We start from the raw sequence: 14,028 nt of genomic DNA, 5'->3' as shown, positions 1-14,028 counted from the left end.
TGGACGTTTAGAAACAAAAGGTTAATAAATTCTTGGGGAGAATTATTCTCCGGGGGTGGTGGCCATGGTGCACGCGTACATCAAGGAGCGGACTAAGGAGTTCTCAAAGGAGGACAAGGAGAAGCGCTACAAGTACCTCGGAAAGGAGGTCATAGACGTCAATGCTCCCGGCCTCGACAGCATCCCGGAGTTCTACGGGATAGCGAACGCCATCTGGCACGACTGGAAGGAGGGGGAGATAAGCACCAGGACCGCCCTCGGGAGGCTTGCACTTCTAAAGCTACTCACCTACAAGACCAAGAACAGGAAGATAGCCGACATCCCGGAAGAAGACCTTGAAGAGGTCAGGAAGTTCATAGACTACGTGAGACAGGTCATAAAGAACGAGAGCAGGAGGAAGGGCGAGCCCGAGGAGGAGCGTCAGGTTTAAATCATCCTCACCCTAAATTCAACCGGGCCCTCCCCCTCACGCCCCTGGGAGAAGTGACCTGGGGTCGGTCGGGGAGGGCACAACCCTATATTCTGCAGTTCTCCATCCAAAAACCTTATAAGGGAAGTTCCCAATTCTGCCCCGATGCCCATGAGGGGGGAGTGTTTTATCCTTCGCTTCGCCCGTTTCGCGGCTTGAGTCCCCCTGTTCTAGGGTAGTCCATTCTAAAGATCATTTCTGGAGGGTTTTGACATGATAAAGGAACCGGAGTTTAGGGAGTATAACCCAGGGAAGCTTGAGGAAAAGGTCGAGCGCTTTTGGAGGGAGAAGGGCACCTATGAGAAGGTTAAGGAAAGCAGGGCAAACGGCCCGAAGTACTACTTCCTCGACGGGCCGCCCTACGTCAGCGGTGCAATACACCTCGGAACGGCTTGGAACAAGATAATCAAGGACATGGTGATAAGGTTCAGGACCATGCAGGGCTACAACGTCCGCAGGCAGCCGGGCTTCGACATGCACGGTCTCCCGATAGAGGTCAAGGTCGAGCAGGCCCTCGGCCTCAAGACCAAAAAGGACATAGAGACAGAGATAGGCGTTGACAACTTCATACGCAAGTGTAAGGAGTTTGCCCTCAACAACCTCAAAATCATGACCGAGCAGTTCAAGATGCTTGGGGTATGGATGGACTGGGACAACCCCTACATGACAATAAAGAACGAGTACATAGAATCGGGCTGGTTCACGCTCAAGAGGGCCTGGGAAAAGGGCCTCCTTGAGAAGGACAAAAGGGTTTTACACTGGTGCCCGCGCTGTGAGACGGCCTTAGCTGAACACGAGGTCCGCGGCGAGTACAAGGTAAGGGAGGATCCGAGCATATACGTCAAGTTCCCTGTTGAGGGCAGGGAGAACGAGTACCTCCTCATCTGGACGACTACCCCCTGGACGCTCCCGGCGAACTTAGCGGTTGCCGTTCACCCGGAGTATGACTACGCCAAGGTCAGGGTCGAGACCGAGAACGGAGAGGAGTACTGGATAATAGCAAAGGCCCTCGTTGAGAGGGTTCTGAGCGAGGTCGGCGTTAAGGGGGAGATAGTCGAGGAGTTCAGGGGTGAGGAGCTTGAGGGACTTCGCTACGTTCATGTGCTGATGGACGAGTACCCGGCACAGAAGGAGTTCCGCGAGGGGTACGAGTGGGCTCACAGGGTTATCCTCGGCGAGCACGTCACCCTCGGGGACGGTACCGGCTTAGTCCACACCGCGCCGGGCCACGGTGAGGAGGACTTCGAGATAGGCAGGGAATACGGCCTGCCGGTTTACAGCCCGGTCGACGACGAGGGACGCTACACCGAGGGAAGGTGGAAGGGAACCTACGTTAAAGATGCAGACCCGGAGATAATAGAGCACCTCAAAGCCAAGGGCTACCTCGTGAAGGCCGGAACGATAGAGCACAAGTACCCGCACTGCTGGCGCTGCAAGACCCCGCTCATATTCCGCGCCACCGACCAGTGGTTCCTCAAGGTCAGCAGGGTGAAGGACAGGATAATCAAGGAGAACGACGAGAAGGTGACATGGTATCCGGACTGGGTGAAGGTGCGCTACGACAACGGTGTCATGAACTCGGGCGATTGGGTCATAAGCAGGCAGCGCTACTGGGGAATACCGCTACCGATATGGCAGAGCGAGGACGGCGATATACACGTCGTTGGCTCCTTCAAGGAGCTGGTGGAGCTCAGCGTCGCAATAGAGGTGAACGGCGAGAGGATAGAGCTTCCCGAGAGCTATGAGGAGAAGCTCAAGCTTATAGAGGAGAAGCTCGGCCCGGAGGATTTACACAGGCCCTACGTCGATGCATTCATCATAAAGGTCAACGGCAAGGAGATGCGCCGCGTCAAGGACGTCGTTGACGTCTGGTTTGACAGCGGAATAGCCAGCTGGGCTTCGCTGGACTACCCGAGAACGGAGGAGAACTTCAGGAAGCTCTGGCCGGCAGATTTCATAGTCGAGGGCGAGGACCAGGTAACCAAGTGGTTCTACTCCCAGCAGGCCGCCAGCGTCATAGCCTTTGACACAGTCCCCTACAGGCACGTGGCGATGCACGGCTACGTCCTCGACGAGAAGGGCGACAAGATGAGCAAGAGCCTCGGCAACATCATACGGCCAGAGGAGGTCGTCCAAAGGGAGGGCAGGGATCCCTTCAGGTTCTACATGCTCTGGGCGACGAACCCGTGGGAGAACCTGCGCTTCAGCTGGAAGGGATTAGCACAGGTCAAGAGGATGCTCAACATACTCTGGAACGTGTATGTGCTGTCAGCGACCTACATGAGCCTCGACAGCTTTGACCCGACGAAGCTCAAGCCGGAGGAGCTTCCATTCCGCGAGGAAGATAAGTGGATACTCAGCAGGGCCAACGGGCTCATAGGCGACGTCACCGAGGGAATTGAGACCTTCAGGCTCACAAGGGCCACCAGGGCGATATACCACTTCGTCGTTGAGGACCTCAGCAGGTGGTACGTGAGGCTCATCAGGAAGCGCATGTGGGTCGAGGGCGATGACCCTGACAAGCTGGCGGCATACTACACCGTCTGGAAGGTCTTCGACGTCCTGCTGAGGCTCATGGCACCGTTTACCCCGTACATAGCCGAGGAGATATACCAGAACATGCTGAGGCCGTTCCTCGGTGTCGAGAGCGTCCACATGCTCGACTGGCCCAAGGCTGATGAGGGGGCAAGGGACGAGGAGCTTGAGCACGAGATGGAGTACGTCAGGAGGATAGTCGAGGCAGGCTCTTCGGCAAGGCAGAGGGCCAAGATAAAGCTCCGCTACCCGGTCAGGAGGATAATCGTCGAGACCGAGGACGAGACCGTAAAGAAGGCAGTCGAGAGGCTCAACAGAATACTCCGCGACCAGCTCAACGCCAAGGAAATTGTCGTCGGAAAGGTGGAGCGCGAGCTCGTCATCAAGCCGAACTTCGCGAAAGTTGGCCCCGAGTTCAAGGGCGACGCCAGGCTCGTAATAGCGTGGATAAGCGAGCACGGAAGGGAGCTCTATGAGGCCGGTGAGATGGACGTCGAGCTCGAAGGAAAGACCTTCCACCTCACCAGGGAGCACCTCAGCATAGAGGAGAAGCTGCCGGACTTCTTCGTCAGCGAAGACTTCGAGGGCGGAAGGGTCTTCGTGGACAAGACACTCACGAGGGAGCTCCTCGCTGAAGGTCTCGCCAGGGAGTTCGTGAGAAGGATACAGGAGATGAGGAAGAGGCTCGACTTGGACGTGAACGACAGAATCATCGTCACCATAGAGACAAGCGAAGAGAACTGCGAGCTGCTCAGCGAGAACCTCAACTACGTGAAGAGGGAGACGAGGGCAACCGAGGTAATCTTCGGCGAGGCGAAGGGCTACGTGGTTGAGTGGCCAGAGGTCCAGGCGAAGATAGGGATTGAGAGGGTTTAGTCCCTCTCACTTTTCCACGAGTTTTATCTTTAGCCACTCTTTCATTCTTTATCAATTGTTACTGGGATCCACTCATTCATCCATTTCTCCACTTCTTTCAGCATTTTTTCTGAACTTCTCAACTTCTTCCTCGCTCATGCTCCCAAACGCAATCATCAAAACGTCAAGGTTACCTTTCTTTGCCCGCCTTGAAGTGGGCTCCTTGCCTGCCATGTTGAAACCTTGGCCTCCCACTACTTAACCTTTGCCTCATCCAAAGAGCATCTCCCACGCCACCCACAGCTGGGCAACAACGATGAGCGTTAAGATTAAAGAAGTCAACGTTCTGCTTTTCTTTGGCCCGTAGAGGCCAGCAAGTCCAAAGAGTAAGTTTAACCCGGAAAGCTCAAGGAGTGAGACCACCAGTTCCGTTTTCCGCCCAAAGGCCATAAGCTCCCCTATAGGGTCACTACCGGATGGATAACCAGAGTGGAGCGCTATTAGCCTGACTGCAACCAGGACTGCCGTGTAAAAAAGGTTCTGTCTTATTGTTAGCTCAATCAAGAAACCTCTATTCAGCTCCTTTCCCTTGAGTAACTCGTAGAGGGCAAAAGGAAGCCCCATAACCCAGATGACCATGGAAACGAGGAGAACAAAGAAGGCAAAGATTCTGGCGAATATAGCAACCCCGTTCAGGATTCCTTTCACCGGGTCTCCGGTCATCATCAGGGCGCTCGCGAATAGGCCCCAGAAGACAAATGTTTTTCCGATTATGTCGAAGATCTCCCTGGAAAGGTAAAGCCTCCCGTGGGTCTTTTCGATTATCTCGGGCAGTCTTTTGATGTCCTCCCGCGAGTATCCGTAGCGTTCAAGGGCCTTTCCAACGAAGTGAAGCGCCACGAGGAGAAAGGGAACCAGTAACAGGACACCTGCGAAAAGGTTCACGGCGTTGAGATTTTTCCTCGTTTGGGAGGAGAGACTCCACAGGGCGAACCAGAAGGCCGGAACGAGAAGCCACGGGATGAGGTAGTCCCTGATGAAAACCCTCATGGCCGTTAATATTCCCGGGGGTAAATAACCTTTTCGAAACCCCTACAACTTATGCCCCCGTAAGTTACCTACGCCCCCAGAACCTGCAACTCAAAAGAGTAAACCACAGGGAAATGGGAATGAACTAAGGCAGCGGAATCCTCTCAACCTCAAGCCTGTCGAAGGTCGGATACTCCTCGACGATGAAGAACCGCACGTCGCCTTCAATCGCCTCTGCCAGCTCGACGGCAACCTCTTCAGGCATCTCTATCCTTCCTTTCTCACGGTTGAGGTAGAGCCACTCCGCAGGAACCTCCGCCTCCTCAACGAGAAGCGCGTAGAGCTCGTCGAGGTCGTCGTATTCGGCAATCCCAAACCGGAGCGTCCCGTCCTCGGTTATCTCCATGTAAGGCCTGGCCACGTTTTTAGCGGTTCTCCTCAGCCTGTTCTTGAGCTGGACGGCGTCCTTCAGCCTGGCAGTGCACAGGTGGTAGCTCAGCGATGTGTTCTCCTCACCCCACTCTAAGAGCTTCAGGCCCAGCTCAAGGGAGCCCTTTATGGCGGCGCTCTCGTCGCTTATCGGCCTGTACCCCCTGTCGAGGATCGCCCTAAGGTTCGTCTCGCTGAACTCAAGCTCGTTCACGTTGAGAAACTTCGCTCCGAGATTGTCGAGGAAGTCAGCGTACCACCTCATCCTCTCGAACTGACCGGGAATCGAGGGGATTTCTCCCCCAACGTCCCAGTCGAAGTCGAAGGCGTTGCGAATGTTCTCGATTTCGACCTTGAAGAGCCTTGAGTTTGGGTTAAAAAGGTCGGGGTGGAAGCGTATCTCGTCCAGGCCAGCGTCGTAGAGCTTTTCGAGGTTCTTCTTGGTGGCCAGAGCGCCCGTCGTGTAGAGGTGAACATGGAAACTTTCACCAAAGGCCTCCTTAAGGAGCCTGATGTACTCGACCGTCCTGTCGAGCCTTGCCAGGGGGTCGCCGCCGGTGACGCCAGCCCCCTTGGCCTCCATCAGAAGGGCCTCTTCGATGATGTCGTCCAGGCTTTTAACGGGCCTCTCGTTGGCGTAGACGACGTCTCCCCTCCGCGTCTCGCTCAGAGGGCAGTAGAAGCAGTCTCTCGGGCACTTTCCAGTCGTGAAGAGGACGAGCTTCTCACCCCTAACGCAGAGCTGGCAGCCCTTCGGCAACTCGCGAACTGCATAGGAGAAGTAAGGCGTCTCCCAGACCATCGACTCACCTCGCTAACCCTAAACGCGGGGGAGGGCTTAAAAAGGTTGGCGGGCAAAGTTGTGCAGATGCCTATGAGGGAGAAACCGAAGTATTTACCACCTACCCTGAGGGACAAGCACCGCTACATAGCCTTTCAGGTCATCGGGGAGAGGCCGTTTAAGAAGGAGGAGGTAAAGAGGGCCATATGGGACGCGAGCCTTTCCGCCCTCGGAACCCTAGGCTCCGCCAAAGCCAAGCCCTGGTTCATCCGCTTTGATGAAAAGAGCCAGACAGGAATCGTAAGGGTTGACAGGAAGCACGTGGAGGAGCTCCGCTTCGCCCTGGCGCTGGTCACCCATATAAACGGCTCAAGGGCCATTTTCAGGACGCTGGGAGTTTCCGGGACGATAAAAAGACTGAAAAGGAAGTTCCTGACCGAATACGGATGGAAATAAAGGGAAAGAATCACCCCATAGCTACTATTATGATGTCGTCGCCAGCACTGAATCCGCTGGTGTCACCCTGGCTTGAACCGGGAAGGGGTATATCCGAACCGAACTCGGTGTCGCTCCAAAGGCCCACTATGTAGTTGAGGCTTCCATAGGCGTCGATGTTCTGATAGATATGGGTGAGGAAGTAGTAGGCTCCAGCCGCGGTGCTGTCAGCGTCGGTACCATAGATTGTCACAAGGAGGGCTCCCGTGGTCCTGTCATTGAAGAACTGGATTATAAAATAGCCTTCTGTGACGTTCCACCAGGGTTTGGGGACCCTCCACGTAACATTACCCTGAGGGGTGACAATGGTTATCCCACCATCACCGATAGCCATGTGAACCAGAGCGGCATCGTCGTACTCCGCGGTTATAGGATTGACCAACGGGCCTCCCACTGAAACAATGACATCGCTCGAAGTAGCGTCCGTCATCGAGAACTCCCCTGCCAGCTTGGAAACGGTTCTCGTGCTTATCGGGACCGTGCGGGAAACGTATTGGGAGGTCGAGAATGCATCTGGCGTTCCGAGGTTGTTAAAGACGAAGTAGACCCTGCTGGCGTTCTGAACCGCTTTGGCATAGGCATCAACGCTGGCGTACTGTTTTCCGATGGCCTCAAGAACCTCTTCAACGGTGACGTCCGGCTGGTGTCTGGGGTCCTGGAAGTTCGGGTAGTAGCCGAGTGGGGAGTACCAGTAGTAAATCTGCCAGTCGGGGTACATGCTTCCAAGACCACCAGCACCCCAACCGCCAGTGTAGAGGGTCCACTCGTAAGTGCTGATCGGCTTCCTGAAAACAATCTCACTCGCCTTCTGCCTGTTAAGGAGCATTCTATCAACCTTGAACCCCATGTAGTTTTCGATTAAATCAGAGACGTACAGACCAATGTCCTTCCTCTCGTCCTCGGTACGGATAACGAACTTAACCTCAACCGGCTGACCATCGAAGTACCAGAAACCGTCGTCCCTCTTCTCGAGGGTGTGGCCGTACCTGGCGACCTGCTCCATAGCATTCTTCATTCCCTCGTCAATGAGTCTCATGGCGTAGTTAAAGTCCCCCTCCTCAGTGAGTCCGAGGGCGCGGTAGACAGGGGTAAAGTATTTGGAAGCAGGATCGCTCGGGGCTATGCCGCTAAGGGCCGGGGCAGCCCCACCATGGAAGATATTATCAACTATGTACCTGCGGTTCACGAGATAGTTGAGGGCAAAGCGTATCTCCCTGACCGCGAAGGGATTGAAGTAGGTCCCAGTATCAAGGGTCACGATAGGAGCGTCCTTGTCCTGGTCATGGTAGGGGTTGAGGGTCAGATCAACGGAGGAAGATGCGACATTATAAAGACTAAGGTTGGACAGGAGGTCAGGACTAAGGTCCAGATATTTGTTGGCGCCGAAGGCGAAGAGACCAATGTCGAACTCGCCTTCAGCAACCAGGAGGAGAAGGGTATCCTCGTTCTGGACACCCTGATACTCGATAACGTCGGCGTAACCGTCCTCCGGGAGCATTGGGTCATCATTGAAGGTGCTCCTCTGACCATTGAACTTGATGAGCTTGAGGTAAAGGTTCTCCGGGGAGTACATGTCAAGAATGTACGGACCGTTGCTGATGACGAAGTGGCCATAGGTGGAGTAGAAGTCCAGGTCAGCATTTATCCTCGACGTGGCCGCGCTCCAGTCGATGCCCGGGAACGTGCTCATGGCCCCGCTGGAGGAGATGGCCTGAAGAACCTTGGCGAGGTCATCGACGTGTTCCTTGGTGAGGAGGTCCAGCTGCACGAGGTTCTCACCGCTGCTACTGAAGGAGTACCTGCGACTGATTCCATAAGCACCCCCATTGGCCACCAGCTCTCCCATGGCCCAGTAAAGCTCCCACGGCATGCACGGATAGATGACGTAGTTGCCGGCGGTAACGTCGTCCGCGAACGGGTGGACGTAGTTACCGTAAACCACGTAACCGTTGTCGGTGAACTGGAAGCCAAGGTAGGTCCGGTATTTGGCGGCCGTGTCACTCAGGGCACTATCGTAGTACGGGTCGTCCGGAGTGTCCTTGTAAGCCCAGGCGTAGTAGAAGGCGATGTAGTTCTTTATGTCGTCAACGGTCATCTTCACGCCGTTCTGCCACTCACCCATGTCACAGGTGACGGTAACCTTGACGTTAGCTGTCTCGCCGGCATGAGCTGCAATCCAGCCCCTTGTTTGATTGTAAATCACGGCGTTGTTCGGGACGACGAAATTGCCCCTCTCGAGGGCCCACTTGCACCTGTACGGGACGTAGATACCGTCGAAGTTGATGGTTCCACCGGTGTCATGGATGAGGTTCCAGACCTTTTTACTGTAATAGTCCGTAATCCCCCCAACGGGATTGAACGGATCCGCAAAGAGTGACCCAATCGAAGCAAACTGACCCACTCTTAGGTGCTTGTCTGGAGTCTTAGCGCTCATTATGCTCCACCTGCTGGCAATACCAACACTCGGGTCGCTGATGATGTCGGTAACCCTCTGTTTGTTGACCGGGTAGAACTCCCAGGTCTCGATGAGGAAGATCCTGACACTGTCCATCAGTCCCATCGCCAGTCCAAGCCTCTGAAGATCCCAGTACTGGTCGGCACTGTTGATGACGACGGTGGCGTTGGTAGCCGGGTCAGTGTACTGGGTCATGAAGAGGAGGTAACCAATCTCCTTAGTGGTCCAGTTGAGCATCGGGCCGAGGCTCTCCGGCGTGTAGTAAGTTAGACCAAGGGCGTTGGCTCCGTAATAGACGTCCCTTGAGACCGCCTTTGCCCGCACCCCAGGCACGGCGGCAGCGGCCAACAGCAGAACCATCAACACCGCGGCGAACCGTTTCATTTATTCCACCTCCATACAGTAACACTATAGCCTGTCCAGAAGAGTATTTAAAAGAATTTTCTATTCAGATTTTAGTTACTCAATAAGCAAGTTAGCAAAAAATGGAAACCTCAAAGGAGGAAGGGGACGGCCTTGTCAACGGCGCCCTCGTAAACCCTCATGTATCTTCTGCAGGCGTTCTCCCACGTGAAGTCCTCCCTCGCCCTCCTCTTTCCGTTCTCGCGGAGCTTTCTCAATGTCTCTTCGTCCAGCTCCTTGGCAAACACCATCGCCCTGGCTAGGGCAAAGGCGTCCCTCGGGGGGACGAGGATTCCGGTGGCGTTCTGGCCGGAGTTGATGTCTATCACCGTGTCTTTTATACCCCCGACGGCACTGCCTATTGGTACTGCCCCAAGGCACATCGCCTCAAGCTGGACTAAACCGAAGGGCTCGAAGTACGACGGGATTATAACAAAGTCCACCGAGCCGTAGAGCTCTCTGACGGTCTCTCTGCTGAGGAGCTCGGTAATCACCCTGACGTTCTCGGGGAAGCGGTTCCCGACGGCTTTTGCCCAGCGCTCCAGTTCGGGGTCGCCCTTGCCGATTATGATGAACCTCATCTCCCTAAAGGCCGGATCAGCAGAGAGAACCTCTATAGCCCTTAGAAGGGTGTCAACGCCCTTCTGGGCCCTGTCAAAGCGCCCTATGAACATGAAGGCCTTCCCATCGTTCAGGCCGAAGCGCTCCAGAACGAGCCTCCGCCTTTCCTCCCTGGGCAGGTCATTCGTCTCCATGAGCTCCTCGTTCCAGAAGGAGCAGTCTATGCCGTTGAAGACGTGGGTAACCTTGCCCTCGAAGTGCCTGAAGAACCCCCATTCCTCCCACAGATAGCTCCTGCTGACGGTCGTTACGGCGTCCGCTATGTAGCAGGCAGTGTGCTCGGGGTCTATGTCAGGATAAGGGGCGAGCTCGCTGAGGTTGGCCTCGTGGAAGTAGTGGGCTTGAATTTTCGCCTTGTTGAGCCTGTGAACCGTGAAGACACTCCTTATACCGAAGTACTTCTTCAAAAGGCCGAGGGCAAAGACCGTGTGCCAGTCGTGGGCGTGGATTACGTCCGGCTTAAAAGTTTCAATCAGCCCGTTCATAAGTCCCACGCTGGCCTTTCCAAAGAGGACGGTTTTTCGTAATAGGGCCTCCCAGCCCGGGCCGTAGACATCCTTCTCACTAAGGAGTCCCCCTCCGAGGGAGTAGACAGTAACGCCGTTCTGCTCGCGCTTTCTGACTGTTACAGAGACCTTTCCCCCAAAGGCCGAAACCTTGAAGGAGCCGAAGACTTCGCCGAGATTCTTCCCGTGGTCGGGAGTGAAAACGACGACCTCGTTACCAAGCTTGACTAAACCCTCCGCTATGCTCGTTACTGCCTCGGCGAGGCCGCCAACCTTAATGGGCAAATACTCAAACCCAAGGATAAGAATTCGCATTGACATCACCAACTCCCATGAATCAATGAATTGAAAAGGAGGAACCTTACTCGAGGAGAATGAACTTCTCCCCCTCAACGTCCTCAAAGTAGCTGCCTATGCCCCCGACCTTCCACTCCCTGCCCTCTGCCCTGGCAGTTACGTTAGCCATCAGCGGCGTGTACTCGTAGGCGATTATCTCCCCGTCCAGGGTTACCGGCTCCTTGGTGTCCACGAGCCTCCCGACTATCTCAGCCCTCTTGGGAAGCTCGACGAACTTCAGCAACGTTATAAGGGTCCTTATGTTCACAAGCGAGAGCGGCTTCGCCAAGGAATCGTAGTTAATGGGCTTCACAATCTCACTGTTGTCAAAGTAGATGGTGTAGAACCAGTGCATGTAGTTCTGAATTATCTTGGGGCTCTTCGCCCAGAAGGAATAGAACTTCTCACGCCTCTTGTCCCTTGGAAGGGCCCCGAAGAACAGGGCGTAGTTGAGGTCGCCGATTATCCAGCTTGCCATGAGCCAGGGGGCACCGCCGGTCCTGGCGAGTATTATGTTGTCCCTCTTGAGCCAGTCGGGTATCTTCTCAAAGTTGCTTATAATGACGAAGATAATGTCCTTCCTTGCGCGTATCTCGCCCTTAAGGAGCTTGAGAAACTCGAAGGGGGTGTTTATGAGAACTTCGTGCTTGGCCGTCCTTATGACGTACTCCGCCCTCTCAACGGTATTGTCGAACCCCTGAATCGTCCAGATTTCGGGCAGGTCCTCCCCATGAACCTCGCGGTAGAGGTCGAGAAAGGCCACCTTGAGGTTCTCAATGTCTTCTATGAAGTCCTCCTTTATCTTTTCAAGCACTACCTCCGGGTTGACCGGCTTGTAGAGCCTTGGAGAGCCGTGCATGACGTCAACAAAGCCCTTCCTGTGGAGGGAGCTAAGAACGTCGTAAACCCTCGTGTGGGGAATGCCGCTCTCCTTGGTTATGTCCGTGGCCTTGCTCGGGCCCAGCTTGAGAAGGGTTATGTAGGCAAGGCTCTCGTACTTGGTGAGGCCAAGCCTCTGGAGTTTCTCAATGATTTCCTCTTCCTTCATACCAAGACCTCCAAACTTTTAAGTTTCACTCGCCATAGTTTATTCATCAGTAGTGATACTTGGGTGGGGAAGGTGTATAAAATTTTCGGGTTCCAGCCTGACTGGAGGTTCGGCAGGGTCGCCGAGGTGGAGTTCTCAATACCCGCGAAGGGAAGCTACGCTTATCTGCTCGGGAGTTTCAACGCATTCAACGAAGGAAGCTTTCGAATGAGGCAGAAAGGAAAAAGGTGGATCATAAGGCTGGAGCTCCCCGAGGGAACCTGGCATTACGGCTTTTCGGTGGACGGGGAGTTTTTGCCCGACCCGGAAAATCAGGAAAGGGAAACCTACAGAAGGCTATCGTACAAGTTCGAGAAGAAAGTGAGCGTGGCGAGGATAATTGGGGAGGGCGGGTTCTTCCACAGGCCGAGCGCCACATACCTCTACTCCTTCGCCGGGAGAACCCACGTGGTTTTTCGCTCACTTAGGGGGAAGGTCTCAAGGGTAGTCCTGAGGGCCGGGAACAGGGAAATCATGATGAGACCGAAGACCCACGATGACCTCTTCGAGTACTTCGAGGCGGTTCTTCCCGGTAAGGGGTCAATCGAGTACTCTTTCCTCGTAGAGTCCGAAGGGGAAACCATTGAGTACGGCCCGTTTGATGCCGAACCCTACCGGTTAGAGACTCCAGAATGGGTCTTTGGGAGGGTGTTCTACCTGATAATGCCCGACAGGTTCGAGAAAGGCCTGTGGGGAACACCGTGGGGTGAGGCACTCAGGAGCGAGCAGTTCCACGGAGGGGATCTGGCGGGAATAATAAAGAGGCTCGACCACATCGAGGGCCTCGGTGTAAACGCCCTCTACCTCACCCCGATATTCGAGTCCATGACGTACCACCGCTACGATGTTACGGACTACTTCATGGTCGACAGAAAGCTCGGCGGAGGGGTGGTCTTCAGGGAGCTGGTGAGGGAACTCAAAAAGCGGGACATCAGGCTGATTCTCGATGGGGTTTTCCACCACACGAGCTTCTTCCACCGCCACTTTCAGGACGTCATTCTCAACGGAGAAAAGAGCAGGTATAAGGACTTCTACAGAATCACCGGATTTCCAGCCGTCTCGGAAGAGTTTCTAGAGGTCTTGAAATCGAGGGAACCGTGGCCAGAGAAGTACAGAAAGCTTAAATGGATGAAACGAAACTACGAGAGCTTCTACTCGGTGTGGCTGATGCCGAGGCTTAACCACGACAGCCCGGGGGTAAAGCGGTTTATCAAAGATGTTATGCGACACTGGCTTGAGAAGGGTGCCGACGGCTGGCGTCTAGATGTTGCCCACGGCGTTCCTCCCGAGCTCTGGAGGGAGATAAGAAAAGCCATGCCGAGAAATGAATACCTCGTCGGGGAGGTCATGGACGACGCGAGGCTCTGGCTGTTCGACGTCTTTCATGGCACCATGAACTACCCGCTCTACGAACTCATTCTGCGGTTCTTCGTGGAGGGCGAAATCACCGCGGAGGAGTTCCTCAGCGGGCTAGAGCTTCTGAGCGCCTACTACGGGCCAGCAGAGTACGCCATGTACAACTTCCTCGACAATCACGACACAGAGCGCTTCATAGACCTCGTGGGCGACAAAAATAGATACCTCTGCGCGCTGGCGTTTCTGATGACCTACAAGGGAATTCCCTCGATTTTCTACGGCGACGAGGTCGGACTCAGGGGCACAAGGAGTAGCGGGCTGGATTCCGGCAGGACGCCCATGGTGTGGGACGAGAAACTTTGGGACTGGGAGATACTGAAAACAACAAAGGAGCTGATACGGCTCAGGAGGGCAAACAGGGCGCTCCAGGTCGGGGAGTTCAGACCCATATCTTTCAAGGACGGGCTTCTTCTCTACGAGAGGATTCATGGTAGTGAAAGCGTCTTCATCGGGATAAACTACTCCGGGGAGAGGAGGGCCGTCGAAGTGCCCGAAAGGTACATCCCCGAAGGAAGGGGGAAGGTGGAGCTGGCCCCTTGGTCTTTCCTTGTGCTCGAAGGATGAACTCACCTTTTCACCGGAGTCCCATAATGATCATGCCACACAGGATTG

At 54.8% G+C, this 14,028-nt stretch carries 10 protein-coding genes; 4 read left to right on the top strand and 6 right to left on the bottom strand.

Features of this window, described 5'->3' with window-relative positions; translation table 11 throughout:
- Window positions 1-64 precede the first annotated feature (64 nt).
- Together E3E25_RS09400 and ileS are read left to right on the top strand one after the other, a co-directional pair.
- The gene (locus tag E3E25_RS09400; RefSeq protein WP_167893177.1) at window positions 65-430 is read left to right on the top strand and encodes a hypothetical protein; all 366 of its coding nucleotides are present in this window, start codon (window positions 65-67) and stop codon (window positions 428-430) included.
- 252 nt (window positions 431-682) lie between these two features.
- The gene (gene ileS / locus E3E25_RS09395; protein WP_167893010.1) at window positions 683-3,880 is read left to right on the top strand and encodes an isoleucine--tRNA ligase; all 3,198 of its coding nucleotides are present in this window, start codon (window positions 683-685) and stop codon (window positions 3,878-3,880) included.
- Between the two features lie 72 nt (window positions 3,881-3,952).
- Here the strand turns inward: ileS and E3E25_RS09390 are convergent, their stop codons facing one another.
- The 3 genes from E3E25_RS09390 to E3E25_RS09380 form a co-directional block, all read right to left on the bottom strand.
- Window positions 3,953-4,093, bottom strand: a complete 141-nt coding sequence (locus E3E25_RS09390; protein WP_167892798.1) for a hypothetical protein — start codon at window positions 4,091-4,093, stop codon at window positions 3,953-3,955.
- Window positions 4,094-4,129: 36 nt separating this feature from the next.
- Window positions 4,130-4,909: a hypothetical protein gene (locus E3E25_RS09385; protein ID WP_167893009.1), complete on the bottom strand. Its 780-nt coding sequence runs from the start codon at window positions 4,907-4,909 to the stop codon at window positions 4,130-4,132.
- Between the two features lie 124 nt (window positions 4,910-5,033).
- Window positions 5,034-6,119 carry a radical SAM protein gene (locus tag E3E25_RS09380; RefSeq protein ID WP_167893008.1) on the bottom strand — a complete coding sequence of 362 codons (1,086 nt, stop codon included), beginning with the start codon at window positions 6,117-6,119 and terminating at the stop codon, window positions 5,034-5,036.
- Window positions 6,120-6,191: 72 nt separating this feature from the next.
- Here E3E25_RS09380 and E3E25_RS09375 point away from each other — a divergent pair, with 72 nt between their 5' ends.
- A complete protein-coding gene (locus tag E3E25_RS09375; protein WP_167893176.1) occupies window positions 6,192-6,554 on the top strand; it encodes a ribonuclease P protein component 2 in 363 nt (120 codons plus the stop codon).
- Window positions 6,555-6,564: 10 nt separating this feature from the next.
- On the opposite strand, the gene E3E25_RS09370 is transcribed toward E3E25_RS09375, so the two are convergent.
- The 3 genes from E3E25_RS09370 to trmBL1 all read right to left on the bottom strand — a co-directional run bounded on the left by E3E25_RS09370 (window position 6,565) and on the right by trmBL1 (window position 11,961).
- The gene (locus E3E25_RS09370; protein ID WP_240910809.1) at window positions 6,565-9,432 is read right to left on the bottom strand and encodes an ABC transporter substrate-binding protein; all 2,868 of its coding nucleotides are present in this window, start codon (window positions 9,430-9,432) and stop codon (window positions 6,565-6,567) included.
- Between the two features lie 110 nt (window positions 9,433-9,542).
- Window positions 9,543-10,892, bottom strand: a complete 1,350-nt coding sequence (locus E3E25_RS09365; RefSeq protein WP_167893174.1) for a glycogen synthase — start codon at window positions 10,890-10,892, stop codon at window positions 9,543-9,545.
- Between the two features lie 46 nt (window positions 10,893-10,938).
- Complete coding sequence (trmBL1, locus tag E3E25_RS09360) at window positions 10,939-11,961, bottom strand: HTH-type sugar sensing transcriptional regulator TrmBL1 (RefSeq protein ID WP_167893007.1); 1,023 nt, start codon at window positions 11,959-11,961, stop codon at window positions 10,939-10,941.
- A gap of 72 nt (window positions 11,962-12,033) precedes the next feature.
- On the opposite strand from trmBL1, the gene E3E25_RS09355 reads away from it, so the two are divergent.
- Window positions 12,034-13,980, top strand: a complete 1,947-nt coding sequence (locus E3E25_RS09355) for an alpha amylase N-terminal ig-like domain-containing protein (protein WP_167893006.1) — start codon at window positions 12,034-12,036, stop codon at window positions 13,978-13,980.
- The last annotated feature ends 48 nt before the right edge of the window (window positions 13,981-14,028 follow it).

This window comes from Thermococcus sp. MAR1, from assembly GCF_012027305.1.
Classification (GTDB): Archaea; Methanobacteriota_B; Thermococci; order Thermococcales; family Thermococcaceae; genus Thermococcus.
The sequence above is the reverse complement of the archived record's forward strand: the minus strand, read 5'-3'. Positions and strand labels throughout refer to the sequence as shown.